The organism is Proteiniborus sp. DW1, from assembly GCF_900095305.1.
Classification (GTDB): Bacteria; Bacillota; Clostridia; order Tissierellales; family Proteiniboraceae; genus Proteiniborus.
In genome coordinates, this window is the sequence record NZ_FMDO01000048.1 from 13,358 (window position 1) to 27,850 (window position 14,493).

Annotated in this window: 14 protein-coding genes and 2 pseudogenes; 5 read left to right on the plus strand and 11 right to left on the minus strand. The window is 33.6% G+C overall.

The features are described 5' to 3' along the window. Positions 1–142 precede the first annotated feature (142 nt). Genes DW1_RS12215 through DW1_RS16030 form a run of 3 tightly spaced genes read left to right on the plus strand, consistent with a single transcriptional unit; the run spans position 143 to position 2,629 of the window. Positions 143–421 (plus strand): FeoA family protein, encoded by a 279-nt coding sequence (locus DW1_RS12215; RefSeq protein WP_242942497.1) that lies wholly within the window; start codon positions 143–145, stop codon positions 419–421. Between the two features lie 30 nt (positions 422–451). Next, the gene (locus DW1_RS16025) at positions 452–1,222 is read left to right on the plus strand and encodes a FeoB small GTPase domain-containing protein (protein ID WP_074350909.1); all 771 of its coding nucleotides are present in this window, start codon (positions 452–454) and stop codon (positions 1,220–1,222) included. Between the two features lie 3 nt (positions 1,223–1,225). Then, on the plus strand, positions 1,226–2,629 hold the full coding sequence (locus DW1_RS16030; RefSeq protein WP_074350910.1) for a nucleoside recognition domain-containing protein: 1,404 nt from the start codon (positions 1,226–1,228) through the stop codon (positions 2,627–2,629). A gap of 42 nt (positions 2,630–2,671) precedes the next feature. Here DW1_RS16030 and DW1_RS12230 read toward each other — a convergent pair whose 3' ends face one another. Genes DW1_RS12230 through DW1_RS12240 form a run of 3 tightly spaced genes read right to left on the minus strand, consistent with a single transcriptional unit; the run spans position 2,672 to position 4,392 of the window. Further along, a complete protein-coding gene (locus DW1_RS12230) occupies positions 2,672–3,094 on the minus strand; it encodes a metal-dependent transcriptional regulator (protein ID WP_074350911.1) in 423 nt (140 codons plus the stop codon). 52 nt (positions 3,095–3,146) lie between these two features. Then, on the minus strand, positions 3,147–3,266 hold the full coding sequence (locus DW1_RS12235; RefSeq protein WP_083605674.1) for an OadG family protein: 120 nt from the start codon (positions 3,264–3,266) through the stop codon (positions 3,147–3,149). A 1-nt stretch (position 3,267) separates the two neighbouring features. After that, positions 3,268–4,392: a sodium ion-translocating decarboxylase subunit beta gene (locus tag DW1_RS12240; protein ID WP_074350912.1), complete on the minus strand. Its 1,125-nt coding sequence runs from the start codon at positions 4,390–4,392 to the stop codon at positions 3,268–3,270. Between the two features lie 264 nt (positions 4,393–4,656). Between DW1_RS12240 and DW1_RS12245 the strand changes: the two genes are divergently transcribed. Continuing rightward, positions 4,657–5,208, plus strand: a complete 552-nt coding sequence (locus DW1_RS12245; RefSeq protein WP_074350913.1) for a manganese efflux pump MntP — start codon at positions 4,657–4,659, stop codon at positions 5,206–5,208. A gap of 140 nt (positions 5,209–5,348) precedes the next feature. Further along, positions 5,349–5,561, plus strand: a complete 213-nt coding sequence (locus DW1_RS12250; protein ID WP_074350914.1) for an alpha/beta-type small acid-soluble spore protein — start codon at positions 5,349–5,351, stop codon at positions 5,559–5,561. A gap of 113 nt (positions 5,562–5,674) precedes the next feature. Here DW1_RS12250 and DW1_RS12255 read toward each other — a convergent pair whose 3' ends face one another. The 8 genes and pseudogenes from DW1_RS12255 to pepF form a co-directional block, all read right to left on the minus strand. Continuing rightward, positions 5,675–6,181: a ferritin gene (locus tag DW1_RS12255; RefSeq protein WP_074350915.1), complete on the minus strand. Its 507-nt coding sequence runs from the start codon at positions 6,179–6,181 to the stop codon at positions 5,675–5,677. Positions 6,182–6,282: 101 nt separating this feature from the next. After that, the gene (locus DW1_RS12260; RefSeq protein ID WP_074350916.1) at positions 6,283–7,026 is read right to left on the minus strand and encodes a L,D-transpeptidase family protein; all 744 of its coding nucleotides are present in this window, start codon (positions 7,024–7,026) and stop codon (positions 6,283–6,285) included. 856 nt (positions 7,027–7,882) lie between these two features. Beyond that, positions 7,883–8,161, minus strand: a pseudogene (locus DW1_RS12270) (transposase); the annotation flags it as partial. 85 nt (positions 8,162–8,246) lie between these two features. Continuing rightward, positions 8,247–8,483: pseudogene (locus tag DW1_RS12275) on the minus strand (phosphoribosylaminoimidazolesuccinocarboxamide synthase); the annotation flags it as partial. Positions 8,484–8,584: 101 nt separating this feature from the next. Next, positions 8,585–10,003 carry a carbon starvation CstA family protein gene (locus tag DW1_RS12280; RefSeq protein ID WP_074350918.1) on the minus strand — a complete coding sequence of 473 codons (1,419 nt, stop codon included), beginning with the start codon at positions 10,001–10,003 and terminating at the stop codon, positions 8,585–8,587. 122 nt (positions 10,004–10,125) lie between these two features. Beyond that, the gene (locus DW1_RS12285; RefSeq protein WP_074350919.1) at positions 10,126–10,890 is read right to left on the minus strand and encodes a LytR/AlgR family response regulator transcription factor; all 765 of its coding nucleotides are present in this window, start codon (positions 10,888–10,890) and stop codon (positions 10,126–10,128) included. A gap of 13 nt (positions 10,891–10,903) precedes the next feature. Beyond that, entirely contained in the window at positions 10,904–12,586 is a 1,683-nt protein-coding gene (locus tag DW1_RS12290; RefSeq protein ID WP_200800526.1) for a sensor histidine kinase, read from the minus strand. Between the two features lie 92 nt (positions 12,587–12,678). Further along, a partial coding sequence (gene pepF, locus DW1_RS12295; RefSeq protein ID WP_347499763.1) for an oligoendopeptidase F occupies positions 12,679–14,493 on the minus strand: 1,815 nt, incomplete at its 5' end.

The window sequence follows — 14,493 nt, forward strand, 5'->3', positions numbered from 1 at the left end:
TCAAATAAATATAATGAAAATATCAGAGTAAAAAAGAATATGGCTTGATGAAACAATATTTCATTGCAAACATTAGCCACGGCTAACTTTTTAGTAATGTTAGCCAAGGCTAATACATAACTGTAAAATTGGGGGTATGAAAGTGGAAAATTGTAATAGTGTTTCAATAAGATTCAATCAATTAAGCCATGACAATATATTATTACATCAACTACCTGTTGGGAAAACGGCAAGAATCAAAAAAATTTTAAATAGTGGCATATCCAGGAGGAGATTTCTTGATTTAGGACTTACACCTAATTCTCTTGTTTCTGTTGAAAGACTAAGTCCATCAGGAAATCCTATAGCCTTTAATATAAGAGGCTCTATAATAGCTTTGAGAAAAGAAGAGGCACAAAATATAGTAGTAAAGCCTCTATAAGTAAAAATATAGGTTTTTCAGGAGGAAATAATGGGTCTTACTAGTCAATCTAGCGGAATATCACTTCTAAAAGATAGATTTAACTTAAGTAAAAAAAATGAGGAGCAGATAGTAATTGCCCTTGCAGGTAATCCTAACACAGGAAAAAGCACACTATTTAACTATCTCACAGGACTTAACCAACATACTGGAAATTGGCCTGGAAAAACTGTCACTAATGCTCAAGGTAGTTTTAAATACAAAGATAAAGATTATTTATTAGTTGATTTACCTGGAACATATTCCATACTTGCCAACTCTCAAGAGGAAGAAGTGGCTAGGGATTTCATATGCTTTGGAAATCCTAAGCTTACAATAGTTATTGCAGATGCTACCTGTCTCGAACGAAATCTAAACCTTGCCCTTCAAATAATGGAATTAACAGATAATGTAATACTCTGTATTAATTTAATTGATGAAGCCACTAGAAAAGGTATTAAAATAGATACTTCAAAACTAGAAAGGGAGTTAAAAATACCTGTAATCCCAATGACTGCACGAGATGGAACTGGAGTAGATAAGCTAAAGGAAACAATAGATAGAATAGTGGAGGGGAAAATACATCTAAAGCCTTTTAGGATAACTTATAATGATAGAATTGAGTCCTTAGTTTCAGAAATAATAGACATACTTCCTGAATACGTAAAAGAAAATTATAATTCCAGATGGATTGCCCTAAGGCTCATTGACGGTGATAGTAATATATTAAAATCCATACAAGAGATTATAGCTATAGATATTTCCATGAAAGCTGAGGTGTAAAGTATGGATAATAAGCCTAATATATCTACTTACAATTTTGAAAAGCTCATATCTATAAAAACTGATTGTAGCGAGCTCCTTGGTGATAGTATAGTTGCAACAATATATGAAAAAGCTGAAGAAATAGCCAACTCAGTAGTTACTGTTAATGATAAAAGAAAAGTAAATTGGGATAAAAAGTTAGACGATATACTGACTTCTAAATTAACTGGCTATCCTATTATGTTGATATTACTTGGAATAGTGTTTTGGATAACTATAGAAGGAGCAAACTATCCCTCTCAAATGCTCTCTAACATATTATTTGCACTTGGAGATAAGTTAAGCAGTCTTTTTATGTACCTAAGTGCACCTGATTGGTTGCATGGAATACTAATTCTAGGAATGTACAGAACTTTGGCATGGGTAGTGGCTGTTATGCTTCCTCCAATGGCTATTTTCTTTCCTTTGTTTACGCTTTTAGAAGATCTAGGATATCTACCTAGAATAGCATTTAATTTAGATAATGCATTTAGGAAGGCAGGAACCCATGGAAAACAGGCCCTAACTATGAGTATGGGCTTTGGCTGTAATGCTGCTGGAATAGTAGCTTGTCGTATTATAGATTCACCAAGAGAAAGGTTAATAGCCATGATAACTAACAATTTCGTTCCATGCAATGGTCGTTTTCCTACCCTTATAGCTATATCTACAATCTTCTTTGGAGGATTAGGTATGGCAAGGGGGGCCTTCAGCTCAATATTAGCAACTTTATCTGTGGTTATCATGATACTCATAGGCATTATAGTTACTCTAGTAGTATCAAAGCTTCTCTCTTCTACATTTTTAAAAGGGATTCCATCATCTTTTTCTTTAGAGTTACCTCCTTACAGGAAACCTCAAATAGGTAAGATTCTTGTAAGATCACTTCTAGACAGAACCTTGTTTGTACTTGGTAGGGCAGTAATTGTAGCTGCTCCAGCAGGTGCTATAACTTGGCTATTTGCTAATATTATGATAGGTGATACTAGTTTATTAAATATATGTGCTGGATTTCTAGAACCCTTTGGAAAGCTCTTAGGCTTAGATGGATTTATACTAATGGCATTCGTATTGGGTCTTCCGGCTAATGAAATAGTACTTCCAATACTGATAATGAGCTATATGTCTCAAGATGCTATGCTGGAATTGGATAATCTACAGGCACTTAAAAGTCTTCTAGTAGATAATGGCTGGACTTGGGTGACTGGACTGAATTTTATGCTGTTCTCTTTGCTACATTTTCCTTGTGCAACTACATTACTAACTATACGCAAGGAATCTAATGGCATAAAGTGGTCAATATTTACTCTTGTCTTAACTACAGGCATAGCTATAGTAGTTACCTTTACAATAAAGACTGTTTTTACTGTTTTACATCTGATTTAACAGACAAAAGGAATGTTCGTCCCCCTGCAAACATTCCTTTTGTCAATTATCTAGTACACTTTCTATCTGATATTTTCTAAACTCTTGAAGAATACTTTCATTTTCAGAAAAAAACTTCACCAGCTTTTCTATGGATTTTATGGTAGATATGGTAAGATAATGCTCCATAGCCTCTGCTTCTTGTTTTATGTCACAGTCTGACCCAATCATACTAACAAAATCCTTTAATATTTTATTTCTTTCAACTAAAAAAAATCCTGTCATCTTTCCTCTGTCAGTAAGTTCGATTTTTTCATAAGGCTGGTATATTAAGTAGCCTAACCTGTTTAATTTTCTAAGACCTTTAACAACAGATGGCATAGAGACATTTAAGCACTCTGCTACATCCTTTATCCTTATTTCCTTATTGTTTACACTTAATCTATAGGCTTCTTCCAAATAATCCTCTAGACTTGGTGATAACATAAAATCATCCCCTTTTTATTAAAACATATTTAAAGAAGGGGATGAATATGTATTATTTTTCTGGGAAAATTTTCGTCAATATTTTTATTACAAAATAGAATAAGATCAATATTGTAAAGGTTGTTCCTATACCATATAGCATCATTTCTAAGCCTAGTCTAAGTTCTCCCATATTAGAAACCTCCTCTAGAAAGCAGTGCAACTATTACGCTTCCTGCAATAATAGAACCTATCTGTCCTGCAACGTTTGCACTTACAGCCTGCATCAATACAAAGTTTGTAGGGTCTTCTTCTTTTGCAAGTCTTTGTATTACTCTAGCTGACATAGGAAAGGCTGATATGCCAGCAGCCCCAACCATAGGGTTGTACTTTTTCTTCACAAATAGGTTTAAGAATTTTGCAAATAAAACTCCGCCCGCTGTATCAAATACGAAGGCAAATAGTCCTAGTGCTAGTATCATCAATGTCTCTTTTCTTAAAAATTCTGAGGCATGCATTGTAGAACCAATAGTGATACCTAAAAGCAATGTCACTAGATTTGCTAATTCATTTTGAGCAGATTTTGAAAGCCTTTCTAGAACTCCTGATTCTCTAATTAGATTTCCAAACATTAATAATCCAACTAGTGTAACACTAATAGGCGCTATGATTCCAGCTATAATTGTAACTAAAATAGGGAAAAGTATCTTTACTGTCTTAGAAACCTTTACATCCCTATATTCCATTCTTATCATTCTTTCCTTTTTTGTAGTCAATAGTTTTATTACTGGTGGCTGAATTAAAGGAACTAGGGCCATGTATGAATAGGCTGCTACTGATATGGCTCCGAAGTATTTAGGCGAAAACTTATTGGCAACAAAAATTGAAGTTGGTCCATCAGCTGCTCCTATAATGCCTATGGCTGCAGCATCATTGATATCAAAGCCAAGTCCTAGTGCGAATAATAATGTCATAAATATTCCAAACTGAGCAGCAGCTCCAAAGAAAAGCATAGAAGGCATTTTTAAAAGTGGCTCAAAATCAATCATTGCCCCTACTGCAATAAATATTAATGCAGGAAATAGTTCAGTAGTTATACCTGCACTTTTTAGTATCCCTAGTACGCCCTCTGGTCCTGCTATACTAGGTACACCCTCGATAACAGGAAGATTAGTTAATATTGCCCCGAAGCCAATAGGTAAAAGAAGCATTGGCTCAAAATCCTTTTTTATTGCTAGGTATATTAAAATACCACCTACAATAAACATCCCTACATTTGCCAATTCAAGGCTTTTGATTCCCATTGTTAGTTGTTCCAAGTCTATTTCCCCCTCTTTTGTTTTATATGTAAAGATTTTCATTTAAAGATTAAAGTGTCTAAATTCTTGTTACAAATAATTAGATATGGCTTTTATATTCTTGTAAAACGTTTTCCCGATAACTGCTCCCTTTTATTGTTTCTTATGGCTATAATTATAATATTGTATGGGTATTTTTACAACATTTATTAATATTTTATATCATATTGTTAATATGATAGTTGTAGATATGCTTTTAGTTGAAAACTACTTAGGGGGATTTTTATGCACTTCTATAACTTGGTTATTATTGCTGCTGCTTTAGGATTAGATGCCTTTAGCATTGCATTTTCTATAGGTCTTAACAAAAAAACAAATAGGAGAAAGGCTCTTGTAATAATAGTAGTTTTTGGCTTTTTTCAATTTTTATTTGTCACAATGGGTGGTTGCTTTGGTGGACTATTTAAGATGTACATATTTCACTTATCATCTAGACTTGGGGGGATCATTGTCTTTTTAGTTGGTATCTTAATGTTTAAGGAAGGTCTTTCAAAGGAAGAAAGACTAGATAATTTCAACTTTATAATAATTGTACTTCTTGGCATGTGTGTAAGTATTGATGCTCTAGTTATAGGCTTTACTTTATTTAGTGATTTCAATATAGAAACTCTTATAGTGAAAAATTCTTCTGTTGTAGGACTTATATGCTCTTTACTTACTGCAATAGGTCTCATAATCAGTAGAAAAGCTCGAAAAAATTTTTTCCTTAATGAATATGCTACTCTTTTTGGAGGAATTATATTAATGCTGTTTGGAATCAAAATGGCTATATGCTAATTTAATTTTTAAAACTACAAACTTTACCAAAATGTTGGCATTGTAACCCACCTATAACTAAATTTACTAGGTTTACTAAAGACATAATTACACATAATACTACTACAAAGCATTAAATAACCAATGAAGGGAGGATAACAATGGCTAACAATAATAACAATAATAGAATAGTAGTTCCTGAAGCTCGTCAAGCTCTTAATCAAATGAAGACTGAAATAGCTAACGAACTTGGTCTAAGCAACTATGAAGCCCAAGATAAAGGAAATCTTTCTTCTAGACAAAATGGTTATGTTGGTGGATATATGACTAAGAGATTAGTAGAAATGGCTCAAAGAAATATGAGTGGTAGATAGTATTGAATGAAACTTCCATATAATATAGTATAATATAATATGATGAATATAAAAAAACAAAGGTAACTTTATGGCTACCTTTGTTTTTTTGCTTAAGTAAAATTTACAGTTTATTATTCTGCTGGCGGTGTAAATACACGCGCTGCTAATTCTTGGTCTAGTGCATATAATGCATGATTGTCATTGCCTATTCTTTGTAGCCTTTTGATTATATTTTTCATGCTTGACTCCTCTTCTACTTGCTCATCTATGAACCATTTTAAGAAGCTCATAGTAGCATGTTCTCTCTCTTCAGTAGCCATATCCATTAAGTTGTAAATTCTCTTAGTAACTTCTTTTTCATGAGCTAAAGCAGTTTCAAATACATCAATGTAAGATTTGAATTGGTTTTGAGGTTCACTTATAGCTTGTATAGTTGCCCTTTCGTCCATCTCATTGATAAAATTATAGAATTTCATAGCATGGAATCTCTCTTCTTCTGCTTGAACTATAAAGAAATGTCCAAAACCGCTTAAATCCTGATCCTCAAAGTATGCTGCCATAGCAAGATAATAATGTGCTGATAAATACTCAAAATTCATTTGATCATTTAATGCTTTTGCTAGTTTTTCTGATAACATATTTTCCCTCCTAAGCATCTATATATATTTATAAGGTTTTCGCTTGTGCACTGTTTATATACCCAGCTTGTTATTAATTAATCAAATTTCTAAATATGTTCCTAATCCATTAAAACTATATTGAGCCTTTCATATGTCCATAGTTCTACTCTATCGTTTTTTGGCAATTTATTATCTGCATAGAATTTAAGAATAGCAGACCTAAGCCCATTACCAAATATTCCGTCAATAGCGCCATGATAGTAGCCAAGTTGCCTTAGCCTTTTCTGAACCTCTTGTACATCTGCTCCTCTATCCCCATGCATGAGAACTCTAAAACCATGATTAAAGGGACCATAAGGTCCTCCGACAATGGCTATACTAGTGCCTAGCTTTACAATACTATAAAGCTCTTCCACATCTCTATTATTCATTCTTATACAGCCTGCAGAAGCATTGAAGCCAATGGATTGAGGCTTAGTTGTTCCATGTATTCCGTATGTACCCCAGGGTACATTTAACCCTAACCATCTGGTCCCAAATCCCTCTCCCCACATACCTTTATGTACTATCTTAAAACTACCTATGGGAGTAGGGCTTTCTTTTTTTCCTGTGGCTACGACATACTTCTTTACTACTTCGTTAGTGTCTGTATCTATTAAATATAGCAATTTTGAATCTATCTCAATAAGTATAGATAAATTTCTTTTTCTCAAATCATCTATTTCGTTATATGTCTCTACAAGCTTTGCACCTTTGTATTTAGTGCTAGAAGTATTCATATTAGTTATAATAAAGTCTCCTATAAGAAGAACTGCTAATATGCATAGAAATCCTATAATGACTCTTATATTGCGCTTGGACATATATGGACCCCTCCCTATTATATTTTATTATATGGGGAAAAGGGGGGAAATAAAACTTGTACTGAGAAGAAAATTAGGATATGAATGCCATATTCCTGAGTATTAATAAGTGAGGAAATCTCATATTTCTTAACCATTGATTTTACTAAAATTTAACAGATACAAAAAGGAGGTTCACCACAGCATGTCGATATCCTCCCTTTATGTGCTGTATGTACTTCAGCTATAACTTCACTTGCTCTTCAAAAAAAATTGCTTATTACATCTATACGTGGCTCCATATAAAGTTCTTTCCCTAAATCTACTGTTGTTCATAAAATAGCTTATTTGCTTGTTATATTAATCTAAACCCTCTCAAGCCCATCTAAATTAAAATAAACATTCCTTGCTCTAAAAGGAGAGGGATATATATATTGTAACTTCAATTTTTCGAAATCACTTATTCTCCTTGAATGATAATAGGGCTTATCGAACCTTAATTTGTTATCTCTAATCCATTCTGGAACTTCAATGCCATGAACTTGTAGGTAGTAGTCAATTAAAGCTGATACCTTTGTTAAAAATTTTAATTCTTTATCAGTACATAATTTAGTAATTTGCGTATGACAAGGGGACGTTTAACCTGTCTTGCATTATGTTCCTCTTAATTACTTCTTTCCCTATTTTTATACTCTAGACATTATCATTATTGATAGTATTCATGTGACCGGTAAAACCTTCTACTGTCTTAAAATATATTCTAACTAACTCTGTATCAGTAAAAGAACTATGTCCTTGATATTCGTTTAAATGCTGCACATAGCTACTCTATATATAATCTTCTGGTTTGATTATCTTTCCCAGTTTAAACTGAATTTCAATGAATGTTTATTAATACTTTTATTAAATAGCCTTCTGTCTCAACAAGTTCACTCTTATACCTATTTTGATACAAATGGCTTTTCCTTTCACATTTATTGCTATTCCAACTAGCATACCTTACTACCATACCTTTGATGCTCGTTGCTAGTTTTTCATTTTCTTTAATTAATATATGTAATATATGCACATGATTATCCATAAGACAATAACCATAGACTTTAAATTTTCCAGATTCTTTAGCTTTCATAGGAACTTTTTTAAAGTATTCTTTATCCTCATCATCTAGAAAAACATCTCACTTATTTATACTCCTTAGCACAAGACATTCGAAACGTCCCCCTGTCTACCTTAGAATTATTTTCTATGTCTGCATCTACATAGTGGGTTGGAATATTCATATCGTTTAATTTTTCAAAGAAAAATTTTGTAAGCCTTAGTCCAGCCTTTCCTGCTCCTTCTATACTTAAGCCAACTGTATTGGCTCCTGGGTCAAATACTCCATCTGTTCCCGTTACATCATCTTTAAATTTTAATAAGTAATTTCCATTTTCTAATTTGTATACATCTTTAGTTTTTCCTCTATATACTAAGTCCATTATATTTACTCCTTTTCTAATAGATTTCTATTAATAATAATATATATTATATGTAATTGTTTGTAAATATAAACAAGCCAGAAATAATTCTGGCTTGTTTTCTATGCGCTTGCTTCTTTTTGTCCTTTTATTTTTACTAGGAAGAAGGCTATAGCTCCTATTGCTGCAATTAATCCTATTGGATAAGCAATAGTAGTTGGTAGTCTAAATCCTTCTGGTGCTTGGGCTAGATAAGTTATAGATACTGCAGTCATGAAAGTCGCTGGAACACTGGCTATCCAGTGGTTCTTACCATGCTTAACTAGGTATGCAGCTCCTGCCCAAAGAGCTATCATGGCTAAGGTTTGATTAGACCATGCGAAATATCTCCAAACTATATTGAAATCTATTCTTGTTAAACCAAATCCTACTACAAATAGAGGAAGGGCCAATGTTAATCTCTTCTTTATAGGTCCTTGATCATACTTCATAGCGTCTGCTATGGTAAGTCTTGCTGATCTGAAAGCAGTATCTCCTGAAGTAATAGGACATACTATAACTCCTAGCATAGCTAATACTCCACCTATAGGTCCTAATAGTTCAATAGAAATCTTGTTAACTACTCCACCTGCTCCACCTAAGCTACCAAAAGCTTCTTGTAAGCCTGTAGTTCCATTGAAGAAGGCCATGGCTGCTGCAGCCCAGATCATAGCTATGATACCTTCTGCTATCATGGAACCGTAGAATACTCTTCTACCATAGCTTTCCTTAGTTAAACATCTTGCCATCATTGGTGATTGGGTAGCATGGAAGCCAGAAATAGCACCACAAGCTATTGTTGTAAATAGAATTGCCCAGATTGGTAATCCTCCAGGATGTAGATTTGATAATGTAAAGGCTGGTAATTGGTAACCATCTATTATTAATTTGCCACCTATACCTACACCCATTATTAGTAAAGCTGAACCAAATAATGGATATATTCTACCTATTATCTTGTCTATTGGTAATATAGTTGCTAAGAAATAATATGCAAGTATGATGCCTAACCATACATTTACACTAGCTACTCCAAATAGTTTCAAGTTTGCCAATAGTCCTGCAGGCCCTTGCATAAATACGGTACCTACTAAAACAAGTAATATAACGGAAAAGACTCTCATTACTTTCCTTGCACCTTCTCCTAAGTAGATACCTACTATTTCAGATATACTTTGTCCATCGTGCCTTAGGGAAAGCATACCTGATAAATAGTCATGAACTCCACCTGCAAATATGGATCCTAAGGCAATCCATATAAAGGCTACTGGTCCAAATAGAGCCCCTTGAACAGCACCAAATATAGGCCCTAATCCTGCTATGTTAAGGAATTGGATTAGGAAGATTTTTGGCCAGCTCATTGGAACGAAGTCAACACCATCTTCTAATCTTGTCGCTGGTGTTTCTATGCTGTCGTCTGCCCCAAAGGTTTTGTCTACTATTTTTCCGTAAACAAAGTAACCCACTATAAGTACAATAATTCCGATAATAAATTGAGTCATAAAAAAACCTCCTTTATATATATTCACCTTAATTCTATATTAAAATGAATATATACATGAAGGTTTTTGGATAAGATGTATAATTTCATACCTGAAATGCATTTAATAGAGATATCTTGCATTTATTCTATATTCATTATCTCCCTAAATTTTTTAGAACAAGACCTGCTTACAGGAATGGTATCCTTAACAGATTTTAAATTGATGTTATAGGTAGAATGAAACCATGGCTCTATAGATTCAATGTATTTTAAATTTACTATATAAGACTTATGAGACCTAAAGAAAGTATGAGGGTCCAACTTATCCATTAAATCATTTAAGGTATAATTGGTTTCAAATTTTCCCTTATTAGTAAAGATTACCGTATTTTTGTCTTCTATAGTTGCATAGATAATATCCTCAGTTTCAATGGGTATAAGCTTATTATTATGGTATACAGAAATCCAGGGAGTGGAAGACTTAGTTGAACTCATATCTTTAATTAGTCGACTTAATTTATCATAGCTTAAGCCTTCCCTGTCTTCTTTCATAGATATTATTTTTTGAATTGTCCTTTTCAGCCTATCTTCACATATGGGCTTTAGGAGATAATCTATGGCATTTACTTCAAAGGCCTCTAGGGCAAATTGATCATAGGCTGTAACAAAGATTACCATTAAATTATAATTTTTATCCAACAGCTTCTTAGCCACTTCTATTCCACTCATTTGAGGCATCTGAATATCTAAAAATACCACATCAGGCTTTAATTTTTCTATTAATTCCAAAGCCTCCATGCCATGAGAAGCTTCACCTATTACTTCCACGCTACCTATTTCTTTTAGAATATATAAAATTTCTTCACGGGCTGGCTGTTCATCGTCTACTATTAAGCATTTTAACATATAATTCCCCCCTTTAATATTTAGGAATTACCATAGTTGCAATAGTCCCCCTGTCAACTTCTGATTCTAGCCTTAATCCATATTCTGAGCCATATTTATTTATTAATCTTTCATTTACATTTTTAAGCCCAATGCCTTCCTTTGTACATCCATCCTCAAATAAACATTCTAATTTATCCCTAGGTATACCAACTCCATTATCCCTTACTATAAGCTCAGTTCCTATTCCATTTTCCCTAGCTATTATCTCTACCTTGCCTCCCTCTATTTTTCCTAAGACTCCATGTTTAATGGCATTTTCCACTAGGGGTTGTAGAATTAATGGAGGCAATTTACAGTCTATGCCTTCCTCTATATCAAATTCTATTTCTAACTTATCTCCAAATCTAGCCTTTTCAATTTCTATATAGGAATTAATATGCTCTATTTCCTGATATAGGTCTACTTCATCTATATTTTGATCAAAATTCTTTCTGAAGTAATGTCCCAAATGTAATAGTAACTTTCTAGCTTCATCTGGCTTTGTCCTAGTTAGATTTACTATTGTATTGATGGCATTAAAGAGAAAATGGGGGTTTATTTGAGCTTGTAAAGCTTTTAATTCAGACCTAGCCAATAATTCTCTCTGATAGTCAATTTTGCTAAGTTCTATCTGAGTTGAAAAAATTTGTGCTAGGCCAAGGGCTAATTCTGTTTCCACCTTAGTTATTGAATTTTCTTTGCTTTTATATAATTTTAATGTTCCTATAATCTTGTCTTCTTCTTTAATAGGTACAATAATAGCTGATTTTAAAGGACAATAATGAAAGTCACAGCCTATTTCTTCCTCGGTATTAGCTACTATATATTTTTTACTTTGCAGGGCCTCTCTAGTAAGATTAGTCTTTATAATACTACCAGGTAAATGATGGTCTTCTCCAATACCAACATGGGCTAGTATTTGTTCTGTATCTGTAAAGGCTACAGCCTCAATATTTGTCATAATCTTAATTATATGGGCAGTATCCCTAGCAGTATCTTCATTGAAGCCCTTTCTAAAATATGCTAAGGTCCTATCTGCAATCTTAAGGGCTAGCTGGGCTTGATATACTGCTTCATTCTCAATCTCCTTAAAAATACTATCCGTAATAGCCATAAATACTGCAATCCCTATGCCATTGGCAACAATCATTGGAATTCCAATAACCTTAACTAATTCTACAGCTGCTGGAAAGGGTTTAGCTACCAATAAGATTATTATCATCTGAATTACTTCTGCAAAGGCCCCACTTATTAGGGCAAAGCTAATTTTATAAGGGCTATTTTCAAACTTTCTCTTTAATAGGCCAGCCATAACCCCTTCAGTTAATGTAGACAAACTACAGGCTAAAGCAGTAAATCCTCCAATATCTATAAGAAATCTATGTCCACCTGCTATAATACCAGATAGAAAACCTACTAAGGGTCCACCTAATAGCCCACCAACAAAAACTCCTATAACTCTAGAGTTAACTATGGCTCCCTGGAGATGAATCCCAGTATAAGTACCTATTATGCCTATAAGGCCGAAGATTATAGATAAAAATATATTATCTTGAAGATTTATATTTCTCTTAGATACTAATTTCCTAAATAAGCCAACTTTAGAAAGAAACAAGGCTAAAACTAAGATAATTCCTACCCTACTTGCTAAGTTTTTAAGTACTATAACTAGCAAAGCCAACACCTCTTTATATTCATATCTTTGACTTAAGTATACCATATTTAGATAAATTTTTAGTAAAAAAGTTGAGTGAAGACACTCAACTTTTATTCTAATTCATCTGTTAATTTAATTATCTCATCTATTATGTTTCCAATATGGTCTATAGTATTTAATAAAGGCTTATCTGTAGTAATATCTACCCCTGCCATTTGTGCCAATTCTACTGGAGTTTTTGTACCTCCTGCCTTTAGGACTTCCTTCCAATCATCTAAGGCCTTTTGTCCTTCAGTTAAGACTCTTTTGCTTACTTCTGTAGCAATTGTCAAGCCTGCACTGTAGGTATATGGATATAGACCCATATAATAATGGGGCTGCCTCATCCAGGTTAATTCTGCACCTTCATTAATCTTTACTGTATCACCCCAGAATTTCTCCAGAGTCTCCCTTTTTAATTTATTTAATGTAGCAGCTTGAACACTACCACCTTCATCTATTATCTTATATACTTCTCTTTGGAAATGTGCTTCTAATAAATGGGTTACAAAGTTATGATAATAGGTACGGGATATAATGGAGGATAGTACCCATCTTTTCATCCTTTTATCTTCAGTATTCTTCATTAGATAATTTGCCATTAACATTTCATTCATAGTAGATGGAGCTTCTATGAAATACAAGGATGGCCTTGTATCAAATATATTCTGATTTTGATGAGCTAAGTAAAAATGGCCTGCATGACCTAGTTCATGGGCTAAGACAAAGACTTCTCTCATTCTTTCTGTCCAAGATATTAATATATATGGGTGACTACCATATGGACTTGAACAGAAGGCTCCTGTAGACTTACCCTTGTTTTGAACAAAGTCTATCCATCTTTCATCATAGGCTCTTTTTACTACTTCCAGATAATCTTCTCCTAAGACAGATAGGGCTTCTTCAATATATTCCTTGGATTCTTCCACTGATATTTTAGGCTCAAAATCTGGATCTATATCTAATTTTAAATCTGCAAAGGTCATTTCATCTAAATTGTGTATTCTTTGAATTAACCTTGCATACTTCCTCATATGGGGAGCTAAATGCTCCATAATTATGTCAATTTGCCTATTATATAAGTCTCTATCTACCTTTTGGGGGAATAAGAGACTATCTATTACAGAGTCAAAGCCTCTTAAAGTAGCTAAGGTCTTTTCTTTTTGTACTTGAGTTTGATAAACAGTAGCTATGGTATGTTGGTATTCTCTTAATTTTTTTGAAAAAGCTTCAAAGGCTGCCCTTCTTATTTCAGTATTAGGCTCATATTCCCATTGGCCTTCAAATAATACAAAGGATAAGGGATATTCCTTTCCATCTACTGTAAAAGTACCAAAGTCCATATCTGCCAACTTGGCCCTATTATAAATCTGATAGGGTGCCCCTAGGGTACTAGATAGGGCAGACAAAGCCTTTTCCACCTCTGGATGGAGGGCATATTCTTTCCCCCTTATTATTTCCTTAAGGTAACCTGCATTTTCCTTAGAGCCTCCTATAGCTTCCTCAATTACCTTTTCATCTGCTTCCATTATTTCAGATTCAACGAAGGATATTTGGCTGCTTATACCTGCAGTAATATTAGAAAGCTTCATTTGCCTAGTTTGATTTTCAACATTTGTTTGATCTACTGCAAGTCCTAAATAAGAATAGGAGCTTGTTAGGTTAATTAGTTGATACAGGCTTCTTAATTTATCTAAGCAGTTATTAATAGTAGTTGGGCTGTTTAATTTTCCCTTAAACTCCTTTTCAATTTCATTGGCTATATCTTGTGCTTCTTTTATAGCCTGTTCAAATTCTTCTTCTGTCTCAAAAATTCCACTTAAGTCCCATGTAAGCCTTTGGTCTACATCCTTCCTTTCCAAAAGTTCCTTTGCCATTTTACTCCT

Excerpts from the sequence above, each read along its gene's own strand:
- DW1_RS12245 (WP_074350913.1), top strand. The coding sequence starts at position 4,657 with ATGCACTTCTATAACTTGGTTATTATTGCTGCTGCTTTAGGATTAGAT.
- DW1_RS12230 (WP_074350911.1), bottom strand. The coding sequence starts at position 3,094 with ATGTTATCACCAAGTCTAGAGGATTATTTGGAAGAAGCCTATAGATTA.
- DW1_RS12250 (WP_074350914.1), top strand. The coding sequence starts at position 5,349 with ATGGCTAACAATAATAACAATAATAGAATAGTAGTTCCTGAAGCTCGT.
- DW1_RS16030 (WP_074350910.1), top strand. The coding sequence starts at position 1,226 with ATGGATAATAAGCCTAATATATCTACTTACAATTTTGAAAAGCTCATA.
- DW1_RS12255 (WP_074350915.1), bottom strand. The coding sequence starts at position 6,181 with ATGTTATCAGAAAAACTAGCAAAAGCATTAAATGATCAAATGAATTTT.
- DW1_RS12285 (WP_074350919.1), bottom strand. The coding sequence starts at position 10,890 with ATGTTAAAATGCTTAATAGTAGACGATGAACAGCCAGCCCGTGAAGAA.
- DW1_RS12235 (WP_083605674.1), bottom strand. The coding sequence starts at position 3,266 with ATGGGAGAACTTAGACTAGGCTTAGAAATGATGCTATATGGTATAGGA.
- DW1_RS12280 (WP_074350918.1), bottom strand. The coding sequence starts at position 10,003 with ATGACTCAATTTATTATCGGAATTATTGTACTTATAGTGGGTTACTTT.
- DW1_RS12260 (WP_074350916.1), bottom strand. The coding sequence starts at position 7,026 with ATGTCCAAGCGCAATATAAGAGTCATTATAGGATTTCTATGCATATTA.
- DW1_RS16025 (WP_074350909.1), top strand. The coding sequence starts at position 452 with ATGGGTCTTACTAGTCAATCTAGCGGAATATCACTTCTAAAAGATAGA.